The sequence below is a fragment of the Halomonas sp. IOP_31 genome (genome assembly GCF_021151495.1).
GTDB classification, from domain to species: Bacteria; Pseudomonadota; Gammaproteobacteria; order Pseudomonadales; family Halomonadaceae; genus Modicisalibacter; species Modicisalibacter zincidurans.
In genome coordinates this window covers 1-26,712 of sequence record NZ_JAIRBP010000028.1, presented here as the reverse complement: position 1 = coordinate 26,712, position 26,712 = coordinate 1, and the positions used below count along the sequence as shown (strand labels likewise).

Sequence of the window (26,712 nt, the reverse complement as noted above, 5' to 3'; positions counted from 1 at the left end):
CAAAGTTAATACTCCGCAAAAGCCGAACGTACTGTAACGCTCAGCACACTGAACCGTCTATTGGGTTATCAAGGACATTGCTAGCGACCGGGACGCTTCCGTAGGACATGTGTTTGAAAACGGGTGATTGACTTCAAGTGGGAGACAGCGATGCCGGAGGACAAGGCCCGCATCATCCGCGAATTGCAGGAACAAGGCCGCAAGGTCGCGATGGCCGGCGACGGAGTGAACGATGCCCCAGCGCTGGCCCAGGCCGATGTCGGCATCGCCATGGGCACCGGTGCCGACGTGGCGATCGAGAGCGCGGGCTTCACCCTGGTCAAGGGCGACCTCGACGGCATCGTCCGTGCCCGCAAGCTGTCGCTGGCCACCATGCGCAATATCAAGCAGAACCTGTTCTTCGCGCTGATCTACAACGGGGCCGGCGTGCCGATCGCCGCCGGGATCCTCTATCCCTTCCTCGGCATCCTGATCGGGCCGATCTTCGCCGCCTTCGCGATGAGCGCCTCCTCGCTATCGGTGGTCTTGAACTCGCTGCGCCTGCGCCGGGTGAGGATCTGAGCATGGCCAACGACCAGCGCTGGTTAGACCGGCAACCAGGGAAGCTTCGCTTCTGGATCGTCGTGGGGCTCTCCCTGGCGGCCGTGGTCTTCCTGCTCTGGGAGGAGCACCGAGTGCATCTGCTCGGTGCCCTGCCCTGGGTGATCCTGCTGGGTGCTTGTCTGCTGATGCATGTGTTCATGCACGGCGGGCATGGTGGACACGGCGGCCACGGAACGAATGGCGACCATCAGGCACCGCACAAGGAGGATCGCGATGAGTAGCGAGATACCGTCCTATGGCCTGTGGAGCCTGGTCATCCTCAACTCGGCGATCTTCATCTTCTTCGCCTTCAGCTTCTTCAAGCCACAGACGCGCCGCGACTGGCGCTCGCTCGGGGCCTTCAGCGCCTTCCTGGTGGCGCTGTTCACCGAGATGTACGGCTTCCCGCTGACCCTCTACTTCCTCTCCGGTTGGCTGCAGTCGCGCTACCCGGAGGTGGACTGGTTCGCCCACGACTCGGGCCACCTACTGGAGATGCTCTTCGGCTGGCAGGCCAACCCGCATTTCGGGCCGTTCCACCTCCTGAGCATGGTATTCATCGTCGCGGGTTTCTGGCTCATCGCCGCCGGCTGGCGGGTGCTCTATGCCGCCCAGCGGCGGGGAGAACTGGCCACCACCGGGCTCTATGCCCATGTCCGGCATCCGCAGTACGCCGGCTTCGTGCTGGTGATGACCGGCTTCCTGCTGCAGTGGCCCACCCTGCTGACCCTGGTCATGTTCCCGGTATTGGTGTGGATGTACTCACGACTGGCGATCCACGAAGAGCGCGAGGTAGCGCGTCGGTTCGGTGAGGCGTGGCAAGCCTATGCGACACACACGCCACGATTCATTCCCCAGTGGCGGACAGCGCGTACGAGCGATTGGCGCGCCTAGGTCGACCTTCAGGAGATTATCCACCGTGACGACGTTGGCGCAACAGGGCAAGGAAGAACGGGCGGCGGGGCTGGTCACCGTCGGCGCCATGCTCGTGGCGCTAATACTCGCCAACTCGCCACTGCGTGACTTCTACCAACTGGTGCACCATACCCCCGTGTCGCTGCAGGTCGGCACCCTGGGCATCGACAAGCCGTTGATCCTGTGGATCAACGACGGGCTGATGGTGTTCTTCTTCCTGCTGATGGGCGTCGAACTCAAGCGCGAGATGCTCGGTGGTCTGCTGGGCTCGGCCCGGCAGGTGGCATTGCCGGCGATCGCGGCGACCGGTGGCATGCTGCTGCCGGCGCTGGTCTACCTGATCGTCAACGGCACCGCAGGGATCGCCGCCCACGGCTGGGCCGTGCCCACCGCCACCGACATCGTGCTGGCCCTGGCGGTGCTGTCGCTATTCGGCGAGCGCGTGCCCCCGGCATTGCGGGTGTTCCTGATGGCCCTGGCGGTCTTCGACGATCTCGGTGCCATCGTGATCATCGCGCTGTTCTATACCGAGCGCCTCGTCGGGGAGGCACTGCTCATCGCCGGTGCCGCCCTCGCCGGCCTCGTACTCCTCAATCGCTTTCGTGTCATGCGCGCCCTGCCCTACGTGCTGCTGGGGCTGGTGCTGTGGGTCGCGGTACTCAAGTCCGGGGTTCACGCGACCCTGGCCGGGGTCGTGATCGCTTTGGCCATTCCCGCCAGGACGCGGGATGGCCACCGGGAAGGCTCCCCACTCGATCGCACCTACCATGATCTGAGGCGCTGGGTCACCTTCGGCGTCGTGCCCGTGTTCGCCTTCTTCAACGCGGGGATCGCGGTGAGAGCAGGAGGCGAGGGCTTCGGCAACGTCTTCCTCGGGGTGACCCTCGGTCTCTTGCTGGGCAAACAGTTGGGGGTGTTCACCTTCGCCTGGCTGGCGATCCGGCTGCGCCTCGCGCGGATGCCCGCCGGGGTTCGCTGGTGGCACCTCTACGGGGTGGCCGTGCTGGCGGGTATCGGTTTCACCATGAGCCTGTTCATCGCCGGGCTCGCCTTCGACACCCCGGCGGCCCTGACCGCGGCCCGCCAGGGCGTGTTACTCGCCTCAGCCGTCGCGGCGCTGGTCGGCGCTGCGGTGCTGGCGGCGACGCTGCCCCGGCAGTCTGCACCACCGGCGGAGGATTCGACTATCGATCCTGGGAGGTTGTCATGAAACGCAGACCCTTTCTCGTCGGCGCGACCGTGGTGGCCGGCGGCGTCGGGGCGGCCTTCACGGCCGTGCCGTTCATTGCCTCCTGGCTGCCCAGTGCCCGCGCCAGGGCCGCCGGAGCCCCCGTCGAGGTCGACGTCGACAAGCTGGAGCCGGGGCAGCAGTTGACCGTGGAATGGCGCGGCAAGCCCGTCTGGGTCTTGCGTCGGACCCCGGCGATCCTCGAGCGACTGGCGACGCTAACGGATTCCGGCCGACTTCGCGATCCCCTCGCCGAGGTGGAATCACAGCAGCCGGCCTATATCACCGGGCCACTGCGCTCGCTCGAGGAGGAGTATCTGGTGGTCATCGCCATCTGTACCCACCTCGGCTGCGTGCCCCTGTTTCGACCGGAGCCAGGCTCGGTCGGCGACGACTGGCCGGGCGGCTACTTCTGCCCCTGCCACGGCTCCCGATTCGACTTCGCCGGACGCGTGTTCAAGGCGGTGCCGGCCCCGATCAATCTGGAGGTCCCGCCGTACCGCTTCCTGTCCGATCACCAGATCGAGATCGGCGTCGCCCCGAAGCCAACGACATCCTGACACTGAGAGGTATCCACTATGACCGCCAAGACATCGACCACCAAGCCCCCCGCGGCGCGTAAAGCCCCGCGCAAGCGCCAACCCACCGCCCCACCAGAGATGGACGCCCCGATGACCGCACCCGAGCCCGAAGAAGGCACCCTCCCGAGCCACCCGGCCACGGAGCTACTCGCCTATCAGACCGACCTGTGGCGACGCGGCGTACGCTACCTGGACACGCTGCGTGAGCGCGCCGACAACATGCTCGAGCATGAGCAGGCGGGCAAGCCGCCACTGCTCGACTTCGATTACGAGATGCTCGTGGATGGCCGTCGACTGGCGCGCCCCGCCAACTATGCCCTGCTGCGCATCACCCGGGTCGGCGAGGACTGCCTAGAGGACTGCCTCGACGAGACTAGGCCGCCGGTGATGATCGTCGACCCGCGTGCCGGCCACGGCCCAGGCATCGGCGGCTTCAAGCGCGACTCCGAGGTGGGCATGGCGCTCCACGAGGGACACCCGGTCTACTTCGTGATCTTCTTCCCCGAGCCCGTCCCCGGCCAGACACTGGAGGACGTGCTGCACGTCCTGCGCCGCTTCGTCGAGACGCTGGCCGAGCGCCACCCCGGCCAGCCGCCGGTGCTCTACGGTAACTGCCAGGCGGGCTGGGCCATCGCGCTGCTCTCCGCCGACTGCGAGGGTCTGGTCGGGCCGGCGGTGCTGAACGGCTCGCCGCTCTCCTACTGGTCCGGCGAATCCGGCGTCAATCCCATGCGCCTCGCCGGCGGCCTGCTGGGCGGTGCCTGGCTGACGCACCTGATGGCCGACCTGGGAGACGGGCGCTTCGACGGTGCGAACCTCGCCACCAACTTCGAAGCCCTCAAGCCGGCGAATACCCTGTGGCAGAAGGACTATCAGCTGTTCGCCGACATCGACGGCCAGCGCGAACGCTTCCTCAAGTTCGAGCGCTGGTGGACGGGGTTCTATAGCCTGAGCAAGGAAGAGATCGTTGCCATCGTCGAGAACTTCTTCGTTGGCAACAAGCTGGAGCGTGGCGAGCTCGAGCTCTGCCCCGGCTGTAGCGTCGACCTCAAGCGCATCCGCAACCCCCTGGTGATCTTCGCCTCCGGCGGCGACAACATCACCCCGCCCCATCAGGCGCTCAACTGGATCCCCGCGGTCTATCCCGATACCGCGGCACTCAAGGCCGCCGACCAGCGTATCGTCTACCTGCTCAATCCCCACGTCGGGCATCTGGGCATCTTCGTCTCCTCCAAGGTGGCGCGCCTCGAGCACCGAGCGATCCTCGAGAGCGTCGGCAATCTGAATGACCTGGCCCCTGGCCTCTACGAGATGCGCATCGACAACCCCACCGGCGACCCCGACTGTCACAAGCCCCAGTTCCAGGTGCGCTTCGAGGAGCGCCGCGTGGAAGACCTGGACTATCCCGACCAGGCCCCGGCCTTCGATCGGGTGCGAGCGCTCTCCGAGCACAATGTGGCCCTCTACGAGACCTTCGTCGGGCCCTGGGTGCGGTTTTACACCACCCCCTGGTCCGCCGAGGCGCTGCGACAACTGCATCCGGCGCGGACCAGCCGGCTGATGTTCTCGGAACGCTTCTCCCCCTGGATGACCGGAGTGAAGTGGCTGGCCGAGATGGTGGAGACCGCGCCGGCGCCGGTCGATAGTGACACCCCCTATCGGCAATGGGAGACGCTGGTGAGCGACTCTATCGCCTCGACGCTGGAGCTTGCCGGCACGACCCGCGACAGCATGTACGAGATGGGGTTTCGCAGCCTCTACGGCGGGGGATGGTGGAGCGAGAACGAGTGACCCAGTCGAAGCCGACCCGGTTTACAGCCAATACCTATAGAGCAACCCACTAATGGAGAGCAATAAATGAAGATCGAGACCTTTCATGACCTGATCGACTGGACTCGCCAGCTGCATGCCCAGTTGGCCGAATGCTTCAGGCACTGTGCCACCCAGCAGGAGGAGGCACGGGCCAAATCGCTTCTGGAGTATCTCGCCGATCACGAAGCGGTCCTGGAGCATACCGTGGCCAGCTTCGAGCAGCAGGCCGACCCCAAGACCCTAAACACCTGGGTTTACGACTATCTGTCGCATGCGCCCATCAAACCCCATCAGGCGTGCAATTTGCCCTATGCCGAGATGGGCTTCGAAGACATCAGCCGGGAAGTCTTCTCGCTGCACGATCAGGTCATCGCGCTATACCGCTACCTGGAAGGACGCGCCGACATCCCCGAGGCTCGGGACCTCGTTCGCGAGCTCTTGAAGCTTGAGGAACACGAGGCAATGCGTCTGTCCCAACAGATCAACCGAGCCCGAGACCTGTAGTCGGGCGCTGAACAGGGACCATCTTTCGCCCCCGGAGTAAGGAAATTCGACTATGCCAAACCGTCGATCGGCCATTCTGGTGGTCAACTGCGGGTCATCCAGCCTGAAGTTCGCCGTGTTCGGTGTGACGGAAGGGCTCGCACGGCTGGTATGGGGAGCGGCCAGTGGGATCGGCACGTCACAAGGCCGGCTCCAGATGTCGAGTGCACAGGGAACGGTTGACGACCACCCCGCGCGAATGGCTGATCATGCCACCGCCATCGAGAAGGTCGACACCCTTCTTCAACAGCAGACAAGCCGACTGGACCTCGTCGGCATCGGGCACCGGGTGGTCCATGGTGGCCCCGATTGCGACTGCCCTCAACGGATCGATGCCTCCCTGCTGGACCGACTTCACGCTCTGGTGCCACTGGCTCCGCTGCACCTGCCACACAACCTGGCCGGGATCAGCGCCATGCGCACGCAATTCCCCGACGTGCCCCAACTCGCCTGCTTCGACACGGCGTTCCACCACGGCCTGCCCGCGGTTGCCCGGCACACCGGCCTGCCCCGGGAATACGCGGCCCAAGGGGTGCGTCGCTACGGTTTCCACGGCCTCTCCTACGAGTTCATCGTCGACGACCTGAGACGGCGCCACGGCCCCGCAGCGCTCGACGAACGACTGATCGTCGCACACCTGGGCAACGGGGCGTCGATGGCGGCGATCCGCCACGGGCGCAGCGTCGAGACCACGATGGGCTTCAGCGCCTTGGGCGGCATGCCCATGGGTACCCGCAGCGGCGATCTGGACCCCGGTATCCTGCTCTATTTGGCCGGTCATGACGGGCTCGATGCCGCAGAGATCGAGGAACTTCTCTATCGACGCTCGGGGCTGCTGGGGCTTTCCGGGGTGAGTGCCGACATGCGGGAACTCCTGACGCACCGCGAGGATACGCCGGAGGCCGCGCAGGCCGTCGACTTCTTCTGCCATCGTGCCCGCCACTTCATCGGTGCCCTGAGCGCCGCGCTCGGCGGGCTGGACCGGCTGATCTTCACCGGCGGCATCGGCGCGAACTCACCGGCGATCCGGGCACAGATCTGCGCAGGAATGGGGTATCTCGGCATCACACTGGAGGAAGGACGCAACCGCACGCCCGGGCCGGTGATTTCCGCCGCCGAGGGCCCGGTCCGGGTAGAGGCCGTGGCCACCGATGAAGAACGGATGATCGCCCGGCACGTGCAGCGCACATTAACCAACACCCAGGAGGTGACATGACCCAGATGGCAACGCCAATGGCCTTGGCGACGCTCGATGACCTGATTCAGCGAGCCAGTGGCGGTAACCCGATCCGCGTCGCCGTGGTCAACGCGGCCCAGGCGGCGGTGCTGGAGACGCTTCGCGAGGCGGCGAGGCGACGCATCGCCGAGCCGGTGCTCATCGGCCGCCCCGCCGAGGTCGTCGAGGCCGCCGCGGCGATCGGGTGGGACCTCGATCCACAAGCGATGATCGAGGCCGATTCGGATGTGGAGGCCGCCCGCATCGGGGTGGAGCTCGTGCAGGCCGGACGCGCGGATGCGCTGATGAAAGGGCACCTCCACACCGATACCTTCATGCATGCCCTGCTGGGCAATGGCCTGCGACAGCCCGGCCGGCGAGTGAGCCACGTCTTTTTGGTGGACGTGCCCGACTGCCCACGCCTGCTGGCCGTGACCGATGCGGCCGTGAACATTACCCCCGACCTCAATGCCAAGGCGCAGATTCTCCAGAACGCCATCGAGCTGATGCACATGATCGGGCTCGAGCGGCCACATGCCGCGGTCATTTCCGCCGTGGAAACGGTCAATCCGGCCATCGTCTCTACCCTGGATGCGGCCTGCCTGACCCTGATGGCCCGCCGCGGCCAGATTGCCGGCGCCGAGGTCGACGGGCCACTGGCCTTCGACAACGCCATCTCGGAACGTGCGGCCCGCGAAAAGGGCATCGACTCCCCGGTGGCGGGGAAGGCCGACATCCTGCTCATGCCGGATCTGGTGTCAGGCAACGTGTTGGCCAAGAACCTCGAGTACCATGCCGGCGCCACGGCGGCCGGGGTGGTCATGGGGCTGACGGTGCCGGCGGTACTGAGTTCCCGGGCCGACCCGCCCGAGGCGCGCCTGGCCGGACTGGCCGTGGCGGCGCTGATGTACCGCGCGGGGATCCGCCTGCCCGTGCCCTCCCCTGACGAAGCGGAATCCACCTTCTGCTGTTCCCCGCAACCCGAGTCGGCCTGCTGCCCCAGGGAGGTGCGCTGATGGACACCACGACCCGAACCACCACCCGAGCCACCATCGACGGGACGACAGCGAGCCCACCGGCGACGACCACCGACGCGCGCCTGCACGCCATGATGAGCCTCTTCACAGGGGGGCTGTCACCGACCGCCGTCCAGCAGGCCTGGTGGGACTGGGCGCAACACCTGCTGCTGTCACCGGACAAGCAGACGGAACTCGTCGGCAAGGCCCTGCGCAAGTGGCAACGTTTCGGCAGCTACTGCGAGCGCGCCGGCCAGGCGCCGTGTGAGCCCTGCATCGAGCCGCTGCCCCAGGACAAACGCTTTCGCGACGAGGCCTGGCAGCGCTGGCCCTTCAACATGCTCTATCAGGGCTTCCTGCTGCAGCAGCAGTGGTGGAATGTGGCCACCACCGGCGTACCGGGCGTCTCGCGCCACCATGAGGCGATGGTGAATTTCGGCGCGCGGCAGATGCTCGACATCTGGTCGCCGTCAAACTTCCTCGCCACCAACCCCGAACTGCAGGAGCAGACGCGGCGCGAGGGTGGCGCCAACCTGGCCCGTGGTGCCTCCAATCTGCTGGAGGACTGGCAGCGACGCCAGGCCGGCGAAGGGCCGGTGGGGGTCGAAGCGTATCGGGTCGGCCGAGACGTGGCGGTGACGCCGGGCAAGGTGGTCTACCGCAACCGGCTCATCGAGCTGATCCAGTACGCGCCCACCACCCAGGAGGTCCATGCCGAACCGGTGCTGATCGTGCCGGCCTGGATCATGAAGTACTACATCCTCGACCTCTCCCCGGAGAACTCCCTGATCCGCTACCTGGTGGCCCAGGGCCATACGGTGTTCGTCGTCTCCTGGAAGAACCCGGGCAGCGACGAGCGAGACCTGGGCATGGCCGACTACCGCCGGCTGGGGGTCATGGCGGCCCTCGACGCGGTCACGGCCATCTGCCCGGAGCAGCGCGTCCACGGCGTGGGCTATTGCCTGGGCGGGACGCTGCTGTCGATCGCCGCGGCCGCCATGGGGCGGGACTGTGACACTCGCCTGGCCAGCCTGACGCTGCTCGCCGCGCAGACCGACTTCAGCGAGGCCGGCGAGCTGATGCTGTTCATCGACGAGGACCAGGTACGCTTCCTCGAGGACCTCATGGCGGTCAGGGGCTATCTGGATACGCGCCAGATGGCGGGCGCCTTCCAGTTGCTGCGTTCCCAGGACCTGATCTGGTCGAAGATGGTGCGCAGTTATCTGGCCGGCGAGCGTCCGCCCATGTTCGACCTGATGGCCTGGAACGCCGACGGCACCCGCATGCCGGCACGCATGCACAGCGAGTACCTCCGGTGGCTGTTCCTCGACAACGATCTCGCCGGTGGGCGCTACCGGGTGGACGAACGGCCCGTATCGCTGACCGACATCGAGATCCCCGTGTTCGCCGTCAGCACGCTCAAGGATCATGTCGCCCCCTGGCGCTCCGTCTACAAGGTTCAGTGGCTGACGCCGGCGGACGTCACCTTCGTGCTCTCCAGCGGCGGGCACAACGCCGGCATCGTCAACCCGCCCGGTGATTCCCGCCGCTTCCACCAGATCTCGACCATCCAGGCTGAGGACCCCTTCATGGATCCGGATGGCTGGCAGGCCACTGCCGCGCATCATGACGGCTCCTGGTGGCCCTGCTGGCAGGGCTGGCTGGAAGGTCACAGTACCCAGCGCATACCCGCTCGGGAGCCGGGGGAGACCCAAGGCTATCCGGCGCTGGACGAAGCGCCAGGACGTTATGTCCTGGAGAAATGAGCCCGTCCTGCGGGGAAGGGGGCCGCTGCCATCGATGGCCCCAGAGCAGCCGTGCCGAAGGGCGCGGCCAATGTCATAGTCAGCGAGGTGAGCAATCATGAAGGAATCCAACGTCGTTCTCTGCGCCCCGGTGCGCACGGCCATCGGCACCTACGGCGGCACACTCAAGGCCACGCCGGCACCCGAGCTCGGCGCCACCGCCATCGCCGAGAGCCTGCGCCGCTCGGGCTTGGCCCCCGAGGACGTGCAGAGCGTGGTGCTGGGTCAGGTGGTCCAGGCCGGCGCCAAGATGAACCCGGCGCGCCAGGCCGCGATCCATGCCGGCTTGCCGGTGTCGGTGCCGGCGATGACGGTCAACCGGGTCTGCGGCTCCGGCGCCCAAGCCGTGGCCAGCGCCGCCCAGGAGGTGATGCTCGGGCATCTCGACTGTGCCATCGCCGGCGGAATGGAGAATATGGACCTCGCGCCCTACCTGGATCTCGCCGGACGCTGGGGCCATCGCATGGGCAATGCCGAAATCTACGACAGCATGCTGCGCGACGGGCTCAATGATGCCTTCTCCGATCAGCACTCGGGGTGGCACACCGAGGATCTGGTCAGCCGCTTCGGCATCAGCCGCGAGGATCAGGACCGATGGGCGGCGCGCAGCCAGCAGCGCTTCGGCGAGGCGCAGGCGGCAGGACGCTTCGACGCCGAGATCGTGCCGGTCGAAGTCAACTCCCGCAAGGGCACGGTGGCCTTCGGGCGCGATGAGCACAACCGCCCCGACGCCACCGCCGAGGGCCTCGGCAAACTCAGGCCGGCCTTCCGCAAGGAGGGCACCATCACCGCCGGCAACGCCCCCGGGCTGAACACGGGCGCGGCGGCGATGATCGTCGCCGATCGCGCCTGGGCGGAACGCCAGGGCCTCGCGCCCATGGCGCGTCTGGTGAGCTACGGCGTCGGCGCCGTCGAGCCCGGCTACTTCGGCCTCGGCCCGGTGCCGGCGGTGCAACAGGCACTAGCACGCGCCGGCTGGCGCATGGGTGATGTCGAGCGCATCGAGATCAACGAGGCCTTCGCGGCCATCGTCCTTGCCCTGATCGGGGAGCTCGGGCTGGCCGAGGACATCGTCAATGTGGAAGGCGGCGCGATCGCCCATGGCCATCCCATCGGCGCCACCGGGGCGGTGCTGACCACCCGGCTGCTGCACGCCATGGCCCGGGACGACGTGCGCCGCGGCGTGGTCACCTTGTGCATCGGTGGCGGCCAGGGGGTGGCGCTGGCGCTGGAGCGCCTAGCGTAACCGCGAATCAACCCGTACGCGCGGCTCGCTATGAAAGTGCCGAGCCGCGCCACTCAAGGAGGCAACATCATGAAAGCACTCGTCTATCATGGTCCTGGCCAGCGTCGCTGGGAGGACAAACCGCGCCCGAGCATCACCAAGCCCACGGATGCGGTGGTGCGCATTACCCATACCACCATCTGCGGCACCGACCTGCACATCCTCAAGGGCGACGTACCCGCCGTGGAGGATGGTCGTATCCTCGGCCACGAGGGCGTCGGCGTCGTCGAGGAGGTCGGCGACGGCGTGAGCCATATCCAGGTTGGCGACGAGGTGCTGATTTCCTGCATCACTTCCTGTGGCCGCTGCGACTACTGCAAGCGCGGCATCTATGCCCACTGCCGCGACGGCGGCTGGATTCTCGGCCATCTGATCGACGGCACCCAGGCGGAATACGTGCGCATCCCCCACGCGGACAACAGCCTGCACCGCTTGCCCAAGGACATGGATCGCGCCGCGGCGGTGATGCTGAGCGACATTCTGCCCACCGGCCACGAGATCGGTGCCCTGAATGGTGAGGTCACGCTCGGTGACACGGTGGCCATCGTCGGCGCCGGCCCCATCGGCCTGGCAGCGCTGATGACCTCCCGCTTCTACTCCCCGGCGCGGATCATCATGGTCGACCCGGACGAGAACCGCCTGGCCATGGCGAAGCAATTGGGCGCCACCGACACCATCGCCCGGGAGCCGATCGATGCCATCGACGAGCTGACCAATGGCGAAGGCGTGGACGTGGCCATGGAAGCGGTAGGCATTCCCGAAACCTTCGACATCTGCCAGCGCATCGTCCGCCCGGGGGGGCATATCGCCAACATCGGCGTACACGGCAAGAGCGTCGAGTTCCGCCTACAGGATCTGTGGATCAAGAATGTCACGGTGCGTACCGGCCTGGTGAACACTGACACGACCCCGGTGCTGATGCGCATCGTCGAGGCCGGTGGCGTCGAGCCCGCGGGGCTGGTGACCCACCGCTTCAAGCTTGACGACATCGAGAAGGCCTACGACGTGTTTTCCCAGGCAGCGAAGGAGCAGGCCATCAAGATGCTGCTGACCGCCGAGTGATGTTCACCCTCATCGGCAATGACGGCCACTTCGAGGCCACTGATATCGATCCTGTGAATAAGGAGCGCAAGCATGGAGTTGAACGGCAAGACGATCGCGATCACCGGGGCCGCCCAAGGGCTTGGCCGCGCCATGGCGGTACACCTCGCACAATGCGGCGCGCAGACGGCCCTGCTGGACAGGGATGAGGACGGCCTGCAACAGACCCACGCCGCTTGCGAGCAAGCGGGACCGCGCAGTCGGTACTATCCCGTGGATATCACCGAGGAAACCCATGTGGAAGCCTGTTTCCAGGCGCTGGCGAATGATTTCGGTAGATTGGATGGGGTGATCAACAACGCCGGCATCACCCAGGATGGTCTGCTGGTCAAGGCCAAGGATGGCCATGTCGTCAAGAAGATGTCATTGACGGACTGGGACGCAGTCTCGCATATCGATATGCGTGGCGTCTTTCTGTGCGCCCGGGAGGCGGTGGCGCGGATGATCGAGATGCGGGCGGATGACACCACCCGCCAATCCCCTGGGCTGATCCTTAATATTTCGAGTATCAGCCGTGCGGGCAATATCGGCCAGACCAACTACTCGGCGGCCAAGTCGGGGGTGGATGCGATGACCGTCACCTGGGCCAAGGAGCTCGCCCGCCACAACATCCGCGTCGCCGCCATCGCTCCCGGGTTCTTTCGCACGGCCATGGTCGAGGCGATGCCCGACAAGGTCCTCGACAAGCTGCGGGCCCAAATCCCGGCGGGACGGCTGGGGGACCCCGCGGAAGTCGCTCACGCGGCGCAGTTCATCTTCGAAAACGACTACTTCAATGGCCGCATCCTGGCGTTGGATGGCGGGCTGCGTTTGTAGACGGGGGCGCAGCAAGAAGGCGTGGTTCTGACTTATAAAGGAGTGAACAGCAATGAAACACGAACAAGCGGAACGGAAGTCTTTCGTGGATCCGGTATGTGGCATGGCGATCAGCTTCCAGACTGCCGCCGTGGGGAGTGAATACCGGGGAAAGCGCTATTACTTCTGTTCAGCGGCTTGCCGCGAACAGTTCGAGGCGGATCCCGAACGGTACGCTCGTGCGCAGTGGCAGCATAGGTCGAGACGTGGGTGAACGTCGAGGCCCTTCAGCCGTGATCCAGGCCCAGACCGTCTGCGCCGTCCCCTCGCGCCGGGAGCCCGTGACCGTGATCGGCGCGGGCCCCGCCGGGTTGGCCTGCGCCATCGTGCTGGCGCGCGCCGGGCAGCGCGTGATCGTGCACGAGCGCCGCCGTCGCGTTGGCGCCCGCTTTCACGGTGACTTCCAAGGGCTCGAGAGCTGGAGTGACGACATCGATGTGCTCGATGAACTCGCGAGCGCGGGGATCCGACCCAGCTTCGAGCATCATGCCATCTCGCACGTGACGGCCTTCGACGGCCGGGACGCTCGCCACGAGATTCGTGCGGAGAAGCCATTGTACTACCTGGTCCGGCGCGGGTCGGGGACGGACACGCTGGATCAGGCGCTGCTCGAGCAGGCCCAGGCCAGCGGCGTGGAGGTAAGGCTCTCCTCTCCCCTCAAGAGCGCTCCCGGCCTCGCCGTCGTGGCCACGGGGCCGATGCTCGCCAACGTCATGGCGGTGGGCTACCTGTTCGAGACCCGCATGCCGGACGGCCAGTGGGCCTGCTTCAGTGATCGCCTGGCGCCGGGCGGCTACGCCTACCTGCTGGTACGGAATGGCCAGGGTACCGTCGCTACCTGTCTGTTCCGGGAGTTTACCCATAGCGACGCGTTCCTGGCGCGCACGATCGCCTTCTTTATCGAGCATGCCGGGCTGGACATGCGCACCGCGCGCGCCTTCGGCGGGATCGGCAACTATGGACCGCCCTGCCGGGGCGAGCACGAGGGGCGCCTGCTGGTGGGTGAGCATGCGGGCTTTCAGGACGCACTCGCGGGCTTTGGCATGCGGTATGCCCTGCGCTCGGGCATCCTGGCCGCGCGCAGCCTGCTGGAGGGTCGCGATTACGACGCGCTGTGGCAACGCGCGCTGCTGCCGGCCATCCGCCAGGGCATCGGCAACCGACTGCTGTACGCCAAGGCCGGTGACCGGGGCCGACGGGCCATATTTCGCCGGCTGGCAGCGGGGGATGCGCGCCCGATGCTCGCCAAGCTATATCGCCCGAGCCTGTTGGGCCGGATCCTGTATCCGTTCGCGCGACGCCACGGACGCATACCCCAGCACGACCCGGACTGCTGCGACGACGCCTGCACCTGTGTGCGCTGCCTGTGCCAGCGCCACGTCACCTCAGGGGTTGTCGAGCCACAGCTGAAGACCCGACCACCGACATCCTAGAGAGAGGAAGGACGAACATGGAACTCATCGACATGAAAGGACGCAAGGGCCTGATCGTGGGGGCCGCCAACGAACACAGCCTGGCCTGGTCGGCCGCCCGGCATTTCCACCATGCCGGCGCGGAGCTGGCGCTCACCTACCTCAACGACAAGGCGCGGCCCCATGTCGAGCCACTGGCCCGGGAGGTGAACGCCGGGCTCTTGCTGCCCTGCGATGTCACCGTGCCGGGGCAACTGGAGGCGGTATTCGAGGCGATCCGTCAGCGCTGGGGACGGCTGGACTTTCTCCTGCACGCCATCGCCTGGGCCCGCAAGGAGGAACTGCACGGGCGACTCACGGACTGCTCGGCCGAGGGCTTCGCCGAATCGATGGTGATTTCCTGCCACTCGCTGATCCGCATGGCCCAGCTGGCCGAGCCGTTGATGGACCGGGGCGGCAGCCTCATGACGCTGAGCTACGTCGGCGCCGAGAAAGTCGTCGATCATTACAACGTCATGGGCCCCGTCAAGGCCGCGCTGGAGGCCTCGGTGCGCTATCTGGCCCATGAGCTGGGCCCGCGCAACATCCGCGTCAATGCCATTTCCGCCGGCGCGGTCAAGACCCGGGCGGCCTCCGGCATCAAGCACTTCGACGAGCTGCTCAACGAGTCCGTGAAGCGGGCGCCCCTGCGCCGCACCGTGGAAACCAATGAGGTCGGGCGCACCGCGCTGATGCTGGCCAGCGACTACACCACAGCGATCACCGGCGAGGTGCTCTACGTCGACGCCGGCTTCCATATCGCCGGCATGGTATTTCACTGAGTCATGACATTTCACTGAGTCATGACATTTCACTGCAACTAGCAACTAGCAAGGAGGCTTCCATAATGTTGTCGGCATTCCTCAGTCGTATCGTTCAGGCCGGAGAGCTCACGGTGATAACACCGTCCGGGCAGCGGCAGCGTTTCGGGCCGGGTGGCGCGCCGGCGGTCACGGTGCGGCTTCACCGCCGGGCGCTCTATCGCAAACTGATCATGAACCCCGGCCTGCATCTGGGCGAGGCCTACATGGACGGGACCTTGACCGTGGAGGAAGGAAGCCTGCGCGACTTCCTCGATCTCTGCACTGCCAGCGCCGAAGCCCTCGATCGCCATCCGATGCAGCGACTGCAGCGGCTTGGCCGACCCCTGCGTTATCTGCAACAGTACAATCCGCTCGGCCGCTCGCGCGCGAATGTCGCCCATCATTACGATCTCTCGGCCGAGCTGTTCGATCTATTCCTCGACCGGGATCGCCAGTATTCCTGCGCCTATTTCCCGGACGGCAACGAGAGCCTCGAGCAGGCGCAGGAGAAAAAGAAGCGCCATATCACCGCCAAGCTGCTGTTGCAGCCGGGCATGCGCGTGCTCGATATCGGCTCGGGCTGGGGCGGCCTAGCCCTGCATATCGCCGAGAGCGCCGAGACCCGTGTCAAGGGGATCACCCTCTCCGAGGAGCAGTTGAAGGTCGCCCAGCAGCGGGCGGTGCGCTCAGGGCTGGCCGAGCGTGCGCGCTTCGAGCTGCTCGACTACCGAGCGGAGCGCGAGGTCTACGACCGGATCGTCTCGGTCGGCATGTTCGAGCACGTCGGGGTGTCGCACTATAGGGAGTTCTTCCGCACCTTGAAGGGCCTGCTCAAGCCCGACGGCGTCGCCCTGATCCATGCCATCGGGCGCATGGAACCGCCGGGGCAAACCAATCCCTGGCTGCGCAAGTACATCTTTCCCGGCGGCTATTGCCCCGCACTCTCGGAGGTGCTGGCCGAAGTGGAGAAGGCCGGCCTGTGGGTAACGGACATCGAGGTGCTGCGCCTTGACTATGCGGAGACGCTGCGGGAGTGGGAGCAACGCTTTGCGGCCAACCGCGAACAGGTGCGAGCCCTCTACGATGAGCGCTTCTGTCGCATGTGGGAATTCTATCTGAACATGTGCGAGATGGCCTTTCGCAACGGACCGATAATGGTCTTCCAGATCCAGCTCGCACGCCAGCGGGACGCCGTCCCCTCGCACCGGAACTACATCGCGGAATGGGAGCGTGCCCTGGAAAACCGCGCCAACAACGAAATTGTGTGAGCGGACCGGGTCGAAAGATGGCGTCCCCGTTGGCACCGAGCTCAACGGGCTCCGAGTAATAGGGAGGCCGCTCCTATGCAAGCCGTGAAACGTATCATCGTCGCCGCGTCGGCCCTCCTCGTGCTCGCCGGCGCCGCCGGCCTCGGCTGGAAATATCTCGACTGGAAATATGAGGGCGATTTGCACGAGGACCACGATCGCCTGGAGCTGCTGGGCAATGTCGACGTGCGACAGGTCAATCTGGCGTTCAAGGTCCCGGGGCGGATAGCCGCGCTCATCCAGGAGGAGGGCGACGCCGTCGCGGCGGGACAGGTCGTCGCGTCCCTCGAGCGGGATGACTTCGACGACGAGGTCCGCCTGGCCCAGGCACGGGTCGAGCGCCAAGCGGCCGCACTCGCCGCGCTGGAAGCCGGCACGCGGTCGGCGGAGATCGACCAGGTGCGCGCCCTGGTCGCGCAGCGTCGGGCGGCGCTGCGCCTCGCCCAAGCCACCCTAGACCGCCAACAGGCGCTGGCGGCACGCAACGTCGCCTCGCATCAGATCCATGACGAAGCGCAGGCGCGCCTCGACGAAGCCCGGGCCCAGCTGCGTGCCACCATGAAAACCCTGGAGCTGGCGGAGGCCGGGCCGCGCCGGGAAGACATCGACCAGGCCCGCGCCCAGCTCAATGCCGATCTGGCCGCACTCAGCCTTGCGCAGCGACGCCTTACCGATGCAACCCTGATCGCACCCAATGACGGGGTCATCCTCACGCGCGTGCGCGAGCCCGGCGCCATCGTAGCGCCGGGTGAGACGATCTACACCCTGACCTTGACCTCGTCGGTCTGGGTCCGCACCTATGTGAGCGAACCCGAACTTGGCCACGTCCGTCCAGGCATGCCGGCCGAGATCCGCACCGACTCCGGCGGGGTCTATCGAGGGCAGGTCGGCTTCATCTCGCCGCGCGCCGAATTCACACCCAAGACCGTGGAGACCCGCGAGCTCAGAACCAGCCTCGTCTATCGGCTGCGGGTGATCGTCGAGGATCCGGACGACGGCCTCAGGCAGGGCATGCCGGTGACGGTGATCCTGCAACCGAATCAGGAGGCTGAACCATGACCGAGACTCTTGTCCGGATCGATGGGGTCACAAAACGCTTCCTTGAAAATGGAACACCCGCCGTCGAGGCGCTGACCGCTCAAATCAAGTCCGGCCAGGTCACTGGTCTGGTCGGGCCCGACGGCGCCGGCAAGACCACACTCCTGCGCCTCATCGCCGGCCTGCTCCTGATCGATGACGGCACCCTCCGCGTTTGTGGCTTCGATCCGAAGACACACGCCGCTCCCCTGCACCGCGTCGTCGCCTACATGCCCCAGCGTTTCGGCCTCTACGAGGATTTGTCGGTGATCGAAAATCTCGAACTCTACGCCGATTTGCGCTCGGTAATCGGGACTGAACGGGATGAAGCCTTCGCGCGGCTGCTGTCGTTCACCGGGCTCGAGTCCTTCACCGGACGACTCGCCGGAGCGCTCTCCGGCGGCATGAAGCAGAAGCTCGGCCTCGCCTGCGCGCTGATCAAGCGGCCCCGGTTGCTGCTGCTCGACGAACCGAGCGTCGGGGTCGATCCCCTCTCGCGGCGCGAGCTCTGGCGCCTGGTCTACGAACTTGTTGATCAAGACATTGGTGTGGTCTGGAGCACCGCCTATCTCGACGAAGCCGAACGCTGCGCCTCGGTGCTGCTGTTGAGTGAAGGCAAAGCGCTGTACCAGGGGCCGCCCCAGGCACTGACCCGAAGCCTTGAGGGACGAACCTTCCAGGTTCGAAGCATAAGTGGCGAGCGCCGCGCCGTGCTGGCTCGCGCTTTGGAACGGCCCGCCGTGATCGACGGCGTCATCCAGGGACGCAGCGTCCGGCTGGTGGTCGGCAAGGGCGGCGCTGCACCAGCGCCGGGCGACATCGGCGCCGGGCCCGAGGCGGTGATAGCAGCGGTGCCCCCGCGCTTCGAAGACGCCTTCATGGACCTGCTCGGCGGCGGCCCACGGGGTCGATCGCCCTTCGCGGACGCCTATGCATCCCGGGAACATCCTATCGACAGCGTCGTCGAGGCCCAGGATCTCACCCGCCGTTTTGGCACCTTTACCGCCGCCGACGGGATCCATTTCCGGGTCAAGCGGGGCGAGATCTTCGGGTTGATCGGGCCCAACGGCGCCGGCAAGTCGACGATCTTCAAGATGCTGTGCGGGCTGTTGCGGCCGACGTCCGGGACGGCCCGTGTCGTCGGGCTCGATCTCGCCAAGGCTCCGAGCGAGGCGCGGGCACGGCTCGGCTACATGGCGCAGAAGTTCTCGCTCTACGGCGATCTGAGCGTACGACAGAATCTGGAATTCTTCGCCGGCGTCTACGGACTCGGCGGCCGCCGGCGCCGCGACGCCCTGAAACGCATGGTCGAGACCTTCGCCCTCGGCCCCCATCTCGATGTCGACGCCAGCACCCTGCCGCTGGGCTTCAAGCAGCGGCTGGCGCTCGCCTGCGCGGTGATGCATGACCCCGACGTGCTGTTTCTCGACGAGCCCACCTCCGGCGTCGACCCCCGCACCCGGCGCGAGTTCTGGTCGCACATCAATGCCATGGTAGCGAACGGTATGACCATCATGGTGACCACCCACTTCCTCGACGAGGCGGAGTACTGCGACCGCATGGCGCTGGTCTATCGCGGCCGCGTCATCGCCATCGGCGCGCCGGATGACCTGAAGGAGCGGGCTCGCGGTGCGAGCCGACCCGATCCGACCCTCGAGGATGCCTTCATCGCCCTGGTCGAAGCCGATGACCGCGAGAGTCTGGCATGAACGCGAACATCTCACCGGGCAAACAGAAGCTTCGCCGGGTTCTCGGCATCGTGCGCAAGGAGACCCGCCAGGCCTGGCGCGATCCCAGCAGCATCCTGGTGGCCGTCGTGCTACCGCTGATTCTGCTGTTCCTGTTTGGTTACGGCGTCACCTTCGACCCGCGCTTCTTCACGGTCGGGTTGGTGGTCGAACAGCCGACCCCCGAGAGCGGCAGCTTCACCGCAGCGCTGTCCCACTCACCCTATTTCAGAATTGAAACCGCGCGCGATCGCCGCACCTTCGAGGCGGCTCTCGTCGCTGGCGACATCCACGGTATCGTCGTGCTGCCGGCCGACTTCGCCGAGCAGGCGTATCGCGGCGAGAGCGCACCGATTCAGGTCATCGTCAATGGCAGCGACCCCAACACCGCCGATCTGGTGGGCAATTACTTAGGGCTGCTGTGGGCGAACTGGCTCGAGCAGGAGTCGGTTAGTCGGGCCCAGCCCCTGCTGCCCATGGCCGTCGAGCTCCAGCCGCAGGTTTGGTTCAACCCGGAGGCCTCGAGCCGCCACTACCTGGTACCCGGTTCTATCGCCATCATTCTCACCATGATCGGTGCGTTGTTGACGGCGCTCGTGATCGCCCGTGAGTGGGAGCGTGGCACCATGGAGGCTTTGCTCGCCACCCCCATTGAAATTCCCGAGCTCCTTGTCGGTAAGTTGGTGCCATATTTCCTGCTCGGCATGGGCTCAATGGCGCTGTCGGTCGCCACTGCCGTGCTCCTGTTCGGCGTACCCTTCCGCGGCTCCTTCGCGCTGCTCACGCTGGTCTCGGCAGTCTTCCTGTTGGCCGCCCTGGGTCAGGGGCTCTTGATCTCGACGGTGACCCGCAATCAACTCGTCGCGTCGCAGGTCTCCATTCTGTCGGCCTTTCTGCCGGCCTTCTACTTCTCGAACTTCGTGTTCGAGATCGATAGCATGCCCTGGGCCTTGCAGCTCATAAGCTACGCGGTGCCGGCCCGCTACTTCGTTTCGACGCTGCAGACACTGTTTCTCGCCGGTGACATTTGGAGTGTGATCCTGCCCGACCTGCTAGGGCTCGCGGCAATCGCCACCGGCTTCTTTACCCTGACAGCTATAACCACGCGCAGGCGGCTGGAATAGATCATGTGGCGGCGCATCCTGGCACTGATCACAAAAGAACTGCTGGCCAGCGTCCGCGACCGGCAGACGCGCTGGGTGGTTCTGTTCTCGCCGCCATTTCTGCTGCTGATCTACGCTTTCGCCATCACCCAGGAAGTCACGAACGTCTCCATGGCGGTTCTCAATCAGGACTTGGGACGGGAAGCCCGCGAACTCGTTAGCCGCTTCGAAGGGGCCGAGACTTTCGAACGCATTCACTATCTGACGGGCGTGGCCGAGATCGCGTCGGCAATCGAGTCCCAGGACGTGATCATGGTGCTCCACCTCGGGCCGGATTTCTCGCGTCGGATCGCCGCCGGGGAGCGCGCCGAGGTCCAACTGCTGCTCGACGGTCGGCGCACCAACGCGGCGCAGATCCTGCTGGGCTATGCCACGCGCATCGTCGCGCGTTTCAACGAAACACTGAGCAAAGGTGGCGCGCGCCCGCCGACGAGGGTGATCACGCGGGCCTGGTTCAACCCTAATGCCGAACCGCTGTGGTCGGCCGTCCCCGCCCTTTTCGCGGTCCTGACCGCAATGGTCGGCTTCATGGTCTCGGCGCTGGCCGTTGCCCGCGAACGGGAGCTCGGCACCTTTGAGCAGCTGCTGGTCTCGCCGCTCCAGCCGGTCGAGATCCTCGTCGGCAAGACGGTACCGGCGCTGCTCATCGCCCTCACCAGTGCCAGCGCCATGCTCGCACTCGGTTGGATCGTGCTCGACGTGCCGCTGAGGGGTTCGCTGATAGGGCTGTTTGCGGGTATGACCGTGTATCTCGCCGCCATCATCGGCATCGGGCTGTTCATCTCATCACTCGCCTCGACCCAGCAGCAGGCTGTCATCGGACTGCTGCTCTACCTGGTGCCGGCCGTACTGCTGTCCGGCTACGCGACCCCGGTGGAAAATATGCCCGACTGGCTGCAGTGGCTCAGCACCATCAACCCGATCACCCACTTCATCGCCATCTGCAAGGGCGTATTCTTGAGGGCCGTGCCGGCGGAGGTCATCCTCCGTCATATCTGGCCGATGGCGCTGATCGCGACCACCACGCTCTCGGCCGGGACCTGGCTGTTCCGGCGACGCACCACCTAGTCAATCGACGCGGCCAGCGGCGAGGCCCCCAGGAAACACGGACGATGTCGCTTACAACAGCAGTCGCGCTGTCCAGCCGATCGCTTCGAGGCCGCGTGCGCCCCAGCCGCGACGGCGCCAGGCGGAAAGCGTGATTTCCTCTGCCTCTGCAAGGTCCTCTATATATTGGGCCTGCAGTTGCTCGGCCAGGGTTCGATCGCGTGCGATCAGCACGAGTTCCTGGTTGACGAACAAGCTCAGGTAATCGAGGTTTGCGGAGCCGACGACCGCCCAGGTTGCGTCGATGACCAAGGTCTTGGCGTGCAACTGACGTGGCAAATACTCATAAATCCGCACCCCCGCGGCCAGTAGCGGCGCATAGGATGCCTTCGTCGCCCAGCCTGCAACCAGCGGATCGCCCTTGCGGGGCACCAACAGCCGCACGTCCACGCCGCGGGTCGCAGCGGCCTGCAGCGCCTGGTCGACCATGATTCCCGGCCCAAAATAGGGCGACGTCAGGTAGATGTGAGACTGGGCCTTCGCGATCAGTCCGGCATGCAGGCAGGCAAGACGATGTTGGCAGTGACGCGAGTAGCTCGCCACCAACAACGCCTCCATGTTTTTGGGGTCTTTGGGAATGGCGCTTGCCGGGAGCTGGTGTGCATCGTGCCAGAGCCGGTCGAAATGTCCGATGGCAAGCGTTGCGAGCGGGCCGGAAACGCGCACATGGGTGTCACGCCGACGCCTCGCTCCGTGCAGTCGGCGCGAGTTCAGACGGCGAATGTTGAAGCCGCCCAGGAATACTTCCCGGCCGTCCACGACTAGCAGCTTGCGGTGGTTGCGCTGGAGGTATTGCAGCGGATGCCGGGCGCGAAACGGCCTGAACCACCGGAACTGAACCCCGCTGCCTTCGAGTTCGCGCTGAAGGTTGTGGAAGCTCCGCTGGCCAGCACCGAACGCGTCGAGATGCAGCCGCACGTCAAGTCCGCCGCGTGCTTTGGCCGCGAGCGCGGTCACGAAGCGCGCTCCGACCTCGTCGGCCGCAAATATATAGGATTCCATGCGGATATCGCGTCTAGCGTTTTCAATCGCTGCAATCATTGCATCGTAGAGAGTATCGCCTTCTACGAAAAGTCGGATTGCGCCCCGGCCCTCCCGAAGTTCTGGAACGCAAGTGGTGGCGTCGGCTTGCGTACTTAGCGGCATGCCGCCATGTACAGACCCACCCGGTTTTTCGCTGGCAAGGCTCATAGCTCACATCTAGCATTCCCGAGCCTCGCCTGCCACTTCAGCAGCGCGGGCGTGCAGGAGGTTCATCAAGCCGCGACGGTTCGATATTTGCGGTCAAGGCTGCATTCGCCGCAAGGCAACAGGGCAAATACGAGGAGTTCCGCCGGGCACCAATGGGTCTGCAAGAACGCGCCGATGAAGCGTCGATTGTGCGCCTGGCCGGGGTGATCGGCGTCAAGGGAACGTCGTCATTTGTGATTAGCGATGTCCTTGTTCCGAGGCTTGTCGAACAGGAGCAACTGGAGGCACTTGTTGAAAATGCCCGGGACTGCGAACGGTCTCGTCCATCAGATGACGTGTTGAGATGGCGCCACGGGGCCGCCGACGCCATTTTCTGTGTCAGGTCGATGCCGGAGTTTTCACATCATAACCGGCATCGCGGATTGCTTCGGACAAGGCCCGCTCGCTCAGAAAACTTTCCACCTCTATATTGTGCGTCCCGAGATCACACGAAACCTTGGCGGCCGGATCGATCACCTTGATCGCCTTCTCGATTGCAGCGGTACAGTGCCCGCAGCTCATCTTCGGAACGTTCAATCTGATCATAACTATCTCCTTCGAATTTCAATTGGGGTGAGGCTTTCCAGCATGGGAAGGTCAAAGGCAGGATGGCAAATATTGCGACCCTATTAACCTTCCAGCAAGTGGGAAGCCTTATCTGGGAATTGAATAGTTCAGGAGCCGTCGTCGTCCATGCCAACCCCACAAACAAGCGACCTCGGTAACGCGTGCGCTGGGCTCCGTCCAGAAAGCAACCTGCTCACCGCCCAGCCGGGACTCTATCATCGCCCGCCGCAAGGGCGCAAACATCACAACACGCGGGGCTGGGTCTCCCAAGACGGTGGCAGCCGGCAAATTGCCCGGCGACAGAAGGCACCTTGGGTGCTGGTCAGCAACCTATCGGATCGCGCCAGGCGGGCAGAGATGGTGGTGAAGATCTACCGCCAGCGCATGTAGATCGAGGAAGGGTTCCGCGATGTCAAAAGCCCCCTGTTCGGGCTGGGCTTCGGCATGCTCCGGTCTCGGCAAGGCAAGCGCATCGAGATCCTGCTGCTGATTACCATGCTGGCCAATGTGGTCGTGATGGTGGTCGGCCTGGATGTCCGGGCCCCGTGCCCATTCGACGCAGCCATCGCCCAGCACATGACAATACTCGCCGAATAACACCAAGGCCACCTAGACCGTCAGCGTCTCGTCGGTGGACGCGATGATCTTGAAGGGCAGCACAGTTTGTGAAACTATCGGATCAAACCTCGTTGCTCGTTGGCGATGAGGTGAGCGGTAAGGCTTCGCATTCTTTTACCTTACTCATCTCACGAGTTTTTTCTATATCCTGGCTGACACAATCGCGGGATTAGGGGTGCTGGTTGTAGGCGAGCCGCCGGTGAGCTCCGTGATAAATGAGGGGGGGCGTATGCGTGATGCTGCTGCCAACGTGGATCCCGGCCGTCAGACCATAATCATTCTGTTGACGCTGATCACGGTCATTTTGGTGGGATGGGCGCTCAAGGCGACCTATGTGGTCACCATGCCGCTGACGCTGGCGTTTTTCGTCACGCTCATCCTGCGGCCGTTACAGAGCCGGCTTAATGCTCGATTACCGCGGCCGTTGCGCTGGCTGAGCGTTGTGGTGTGCATGAGCGTTTTGCTTGCCGTGCTCGGTGTGCTGGTGGCGAGCGTGTGGTTCAGTCTGAGCATGATACTGGCCAAGGCGCCGACTTATGCCGCGGCCGCCCAGCAACTCTGGGCGCAGTTACAAGCGCTCGCCGAGCGCCATGCGATGCATGGCGATATCCTCACCGAGCCACTTCGCAATCTGTACGGGCCGGCGTTGAGCTGGGTGACTTCCGGATTTGGCTATTTGTGGCTATTGATGGCCATGCTGCTGCTGGTGTTCTTTCTGGTGCTGCTGATGCTGATCGAGGCCGGTGAATGGCGGGAGACAATGACCGCCGGCCTCGGTGAAACCCGCGTGCAGACCATCATGGCGACGATCACCACGGCGTCCGAGCAGGTGCGGCGCTTTCTCGTGGTCAAGACCCTGATCAGCGCAGTCACCGGGGCGAGCAGCGGTCTATGGCTGTGGCTGCTCGGGGTGGATTTCGCGCTGCTGTGGGGGATCGTTATTTTTCTGCTCAATTACATCCCCTATATCGGCTCCACCATCGCCGTGATCCCGGCGACAGTCATTGCCTTGCTGCAGTTCGGGCCCGGGTGGGCGCTGGTGACGATCGCCGGATTGATCGTCATCCAGCAATTGCTGGGCAATGTCGTCGACCCCCGCTTGACAGGCCGTAGTCTGGCCATCTCACCACTGGTGGTGCTTGTTTCCATCGTTTTCTGGGGCTGGGTCTGGGGCTTGGCTGGCATGCTGATCGGAGTGCTGCTCACCGCCACGATCGTGATTGTTTTTGACCATATTCCCAGGCTGCGGCCACTCGCCACCCTGCTCAGCCGCAGTGCATCGGATCCTCGGCCAATAGACTAACTCATGATTCCACTGAGTCGAGTAAGGAAACCTCATGGTATTTTTGACATTCTTCAGCCGTCTGGCTCATGGTACGGGGCCGCATGAGCGAGAACGGAAAGTCAAGTAATGGTGACGCCGACGTGAGCCTTGATCTCGAGCATCTGCGAGACCCGAACGACAATGCGAGCGATCGTTCGGACGGCGTGGTGGCGAAGCCCGGTGGTGGCTTCAATACCCTGCTCGCCGCTACCTTCGTTGTCTTCCTCGGCTACGGCACGGTGTTGCCGATCCTGCCGCTGTTCCTCGACCGGGTACTGTCGATGACCGGCGCCGACGAGGTCGCGCTGCACACCGGGCTGCTGACCGGGGTGTATACGCTGGCCTTGTTCGCTTTTGCTCCGTTGTGGGGTGGCATTTCCGATCGGCTGGGCCGTCGGCCGGTCCTGCTGTGGGGTCTGGCGGGGTTCGCGTTGGCCATGCTGGGGTTCAGCCTGGTCAACGACCTGCCGCTTGCCTATGGGATGCGGGCACTTGCCGGCGCACTTGCGGCCGCGGTGATCCCGGTGGCACTGGCCCAGGCGGCGGAGTATGGCGGCGCGGTTCCCCGTGCGCGCCGCTTTGCCTGGCTCAGTGCCGCCTCTACCTTGGGTTTCTTGTCCGGCCCCATGCTCAGCGGTTGGCTTGCCAGCATCCCGATGGTGATGCCCCAATCCGACATGCTACTCGGCGGGCCGGTGGCATGGCCGTTCGTGGTCACGGCGGGCCTGGCCGGTGCGGTGTGGCTGATGGCCTACCGTCACGTTCCCGAACGACCGGCTCGCCTTCCCTCTTCCGGCAGGCACACCCCCGAGGTAACACCGACCTGGCCTACGGGCGGTCTCCTGACGCTGACATTGCTGGCGATGCTCGGCCTGGGCGCTTTCGAAGTCGGCCTCAGCCTACAGGCGCGACAGTCGATCGGGCTTGATCCCTTCAGGATTGGATTGCTGTTCACCGCGTGCAGCCTGGTGATGCTGATGGCCAGACGCTCTATGCGACGAGTCAGGGCGACAACCGCCTCGTCAGGATCTCCCTCGAGGAGGGCACACGGCATGCCGCCGAGCTGGCACCGGCCCCCTACCATCTCGCCGTTTCGCCCACCGATGGGCGGGTGCTGGTCACCAGCCGCGCCGAACCCCACCTGTGGATCATCGCCCCGGACACCCTCGAGGTGTTGCAGACCGTGGAGCTGGGGGGCATCGGTCACCAGATATCTCTCGGGGCATCGCCTTCCAGGTGAACCAATGAGTTGGTGACCGCGAAGTCTGCTTCCGCACCTAGTACTACAGTCGTAACTACAGCCGTGATCGTTCATGCATTGCCATCCGGGCTTGCTGCTGCCGACAGTGGCACTGCCAAGCCCGGTACTGGTGCTTTCGTCGCCAGTCCGACCAATGAA

The 26,712-nt window shown here is 65.0% G+C and carries 26 protein-coding genes; 24 read left to right on the top strand and 2 right to left on the bottom strand.

Features of this window, described 5'->3' with window-relative positions:
* Positions 1-150: 150 nt before the first annotated feature.
* From K7I12_RS13455 to K7I12_RS13355, 21 genes are all read left to right on the top strand, one after another.
* Positions 151-561, top strand: coding sequence for an HAD-IC family P-type ATPase (locus K7I12_RS13455; protein ID WP_442908060.1), 411 nt, complete (start codon positions 151-153; stop codon positions 559-561).
* A 2-nt stretch (positions 562-563) separates the two neighbouring features.
* Positions 564-824 (top strand): DUF2933 domain-containing protein, encoded by a 261-nt coding sequence (locus K7I12_RS13450; protein WP_092848848.1) that lies wholly within the window; start codon positions 564-566, stop codon positions 822-824.
* Positions 817-1,476, top strand: a complete 660-nt coding sequence (locus K7I12_RS13445; RefSeq protein WP_092848845.1) for a methyltransferase family protein — start codon at positions 817-819, stop codon at positions 1,474-1,476. The genes K7I12_RS13450 and K7I12_RS13445 overlap by 8 nt, the downstream gene beginning before the upstream one ends.
* A gap of 25 nt (positions 1,477-1,501) precedes the next feature.
* On the top strand, positions 1,502-2,707 hold the full coding sequence (gene nhaA / locus K7I12_RS13440) for a Na+/H+ antiporter NhaA (RefSeq protein WP_231664421.1): 1,206 nt from the start codon (positions 1,502-1,504) through the stop codon (positions 2,705-2,707).
* The gene (gene petA / locus K7I12_RS13435) at positions 2,704-3,285 is read left to right on the top strand and encodes a ubiquinol-cytochrome c reductase iron-sulfur subunit (RefSeq protein WP_231664420.1); all 582 of its coding nucleotides are present in this window, start codon (positions 2,704-2,706) and stop codon (positions 3,283-3,285) included. Before nhaA ends, petA begins: the two co-directional genes overlap by 4 nt.
* A gap of 18 nt (positions 3,286-3,303) precedes the next feature.
* The gene (locus K7I12_RS13430; protein ID WP_231664419.1) at positions 3,304-5,097 is read left to right on the top strand and encodes a DUF3141 domain-containing protein; all 1,794 of its coding nucleotides are present in this window, start codon (positions 3,304-3,306) and stop codon (positions 5,095-5,097) included.
* A gap of 66 nt (positions 5,098-5,163) precedes the next feature.
* Positions 5,164-5,622 (top strand): ATPase, encoded by a 459-nt coding sequence (locus tag K7I12_RS13425; RefSeq protein WP_231664418.1) that lies wholly within the window; start codon positions 5,164-5,166, stop codon positions 5,620-5,622.
* A gap of 52 nt (positions 5,623-5,674) precedes the next feature.
* Positions 5,675-6,877, top strand: coding sequence for an acetate/propionate family kinase (locus tag K7I12_RS13420; protein WP_231664417.1), 1,203 nt, complete (start codon positions 5,675-5,677; stop codon positions 6,875-6,877).
* The gene (locus K7I12_RS13415) at positions 6,874-7,893 is read left to right on the top strand and encodes a bifunctional enoyl-CoA hydratase/phosphate acetyltransferase (protein ID WP_231664416.1); all 1,020 of its coding nucleotides are present in this window, start codon (positions 6,874-6,876) and stop codon (positions 7,891-7,893) included. Before K7I12_RS13420 ends, K7I12_RS13415 begins: the two co-directional genes overlap by 4 nt.
* Entirely contained in the window at positions 7,893-9,659 is a 1,767-nt protein-coding gene (locus tag K7I12_RS13410) for a PHA/PHB synthase family protein (protein ID WP_231664415.1), read from the top strand. The genes K7I12_RS13415 and K7I12_RS13410 overlap by 1 nt, the downstream gene beginning before the upstream one ends.
* Before the next feature lie 97 nt (positions 9,660-9,756).
* Positions 9,757-10,944 (top strand): thiolase family protein, encoded by a 1,188-nt coding sequence (locus K7I12_RS13405; protein WP_023004657.1) that lies wholly within the window; start codon positions 9,757-9,759, stop codon positions 10,942-10,944.
* Between the two features lie 69 nt (positions 10,945-11,013).
* Positions 11,014-12,045: a zinc-dependent alcohol dehydrogenase family protein gene (locus K7I12_RS13400; RefSeq protein WP_231664414.1), complete on the top strand. Its 1,032-nt coding sequence runs from the start codon at positions 11,014-11,016 to the stop codon at positions 12,043-12,045.
* Between the two features lie 72 nt (positions 12,046-12,117).
* Positions 12,118-12,900, top strand: a complete 783-nt coding sequence (locus K7I12_RS13395; protein WP_231664413.1) for an SDR family oxidoreductase — start codon at positions 12,118-12,120, stop codon at positions 12,898-12,900.
* A 52-nt stretch (positions 12,901-12,952) separates the two neighbouring features.
* A complete protein-coding gene (locus K7I12_RS13390) occupies positions 12,953-13,153 on the top strand; it encodes a YHS domain-containing protein (RefSeq protein ID WP_035557733.1) in 201 nt (66 codons plus the stop codon).
* A complete protein-coding gene (locus tag K7I12_RS13385; RefSeq protein ID WP_231664412.1) occupies positions 13,146-14,372 on the top strand; it encodes an NAD(P)/FAD-dependent oxidoreductase in 1,227 nt (408 codons plus the stop codon). The genes K7I12_RS13390 and K7I12_RS13385 overlap by 8 nt, the downstream gene beginning before the upstream one ends.
* Positions 14,373-14,389: 17 nt before the next feature.
* Positions 14,390-15,172 (top strand): enoyl-ACP reductase FabI, encoded by a 783-nt coding sequence (fabI, locus tag K7I12_RS13380; RefSeq protein ID WP_231664411.1) that lies wholly within the window; start codon positions 14,390-14,392, stop codon positions 15,170-15,172.
* 65 nt (positions 15,173-15,237) lie between these two features.
* Positions 15,238-16,461, top strand: coding sequence for an SAM-dependent methyltransferase (locus K7I12_RS13375; RefSeq protein WP_231664410.1), 1,224 nt, complete (start codon positions 15,238-15,240; stop codon positions 16,459-16,461).
* Positions 16,462-16,536: 75 nt separating this feature from the next.
* Positions 16,537-17,559 carry an efflux RND transporter periplasmic adaptor subunit gene (locus K7I12_RS13370; protein WP_231664409.1) on the top strand — a complete coding sequence of 341 codons (1,023 nt, stop codon included), beginning with the start codon at positions 16,537-16,539 and terminating at the stop codon, positions 17,557-17,559.
* Positions 17,556-19,286 (top strand): ATP-binding cassette domain-containing protein, encoded by a 1,731-nt coding sequence (locus tag K7I12_RS13365; RefSeq protein WP_231664408.1) that lies wholly within the window; start codon positions 17,556-17,558, stop codon positions 19,284-19,286. The genes K7I12_RS13370 and K7I12_RS13365 overlap by 4 nt, the downstream gene beginning before the upstream one ends.
* Positions 19,283-20,428, top strand: coding sequence for an ABC transporter permease (locus K7I12_RS13360; protein WP_231664407.1), 1,146 nt, complete (start codon positions 19,283-19,285; stop codon positions 20,426-20,428). Before K7I12_RS13365 ends, K7I12_RS13360 begins: the two co-directional genes overlap by 4 nt.
* 3 nt (positions 20,429-20,431) lie before the next feature.
* Positions 20,432-21,535, top strand: coding sequence for an ABC transporter permease (locus tag K7I12_RS13355; RefSeq protein WP_231664406.1), 1,104 nt, complete (start codon positions 20,432-20,434; stop codon positions 21,533-21,535).
* Positions 21,536-21,586: 51 nt separating this feature from the next.
* On the opposite strand, the gene K7I12_RS13350 is transcribed toward K7I12_RS13355, so the two are convergent.
* Positions 21,587-22,615, bottom strand: a complete 1,029-nt coding sequence (locus tag K7I12_RS13350) for a phospholipase D-like domain-containing protein (protein ID WP_269438679.1) — start codon at positions 22,613-22,615, stop codon at positions 21,587-21,589.
* A 528-nt stretch (positions 22,616-23,143) separates the two neighbouring features.
* Entirely contained in the window at positions 23,144-23,350 is a 207-nt protein-coding gene (locus tag K7I12_RS13345; RefSeq protein WP_231664404.1) for a heavy-metal-associated domain-containing protein, read from the bottom strand.
* Positions 23,351-23,815: 465 nt separating this feature from the next.
* On the opposite strand from K7I12_RS13345, the gene K7I12_RS13340 reads away from it, so the two are divergent.
* From K7I12_RS13340 to K7I12_RS13330, 3 genes are all read left to right on the top strand, one after another.
* On the top strand, positions 23,816-23,968 hold the full coding sequence (locus K7I12_RS13340) for a hypothetical protein (RefSeq protein ID WP_175547008.1): 153 nt from the start codon (positions 23,816-23,818) through the stop codon (positions 23,966-23,968).
* A 250-nt stretch (positions 23,969-24,218) separates the two neighbouring features.
* The gene (locus K7I12_RS13335) at positions 24,219-25,292 is read left to right on the top strand and encodes an AI-2E family transporter (RefSeq protein ID WP_231664403.1); all 1,074 of its coding nucleotides are present in this window, start codon (positions 24,219-24,221) and stop codon (positions 25,290-25,292) included.
* 68 nt (positions 25,293-25,360) lie between these two features.
* Entirely contained in the window at positions 25,361-26,569 is a 1,209-nt protein-coding gene (locus K7I12_RS13330; protein ID WP_269438678.1) for an MFS transporter, read from the top strand.
* Positions 26,570-26,712 lie beyond the last annotated feature (143 nt).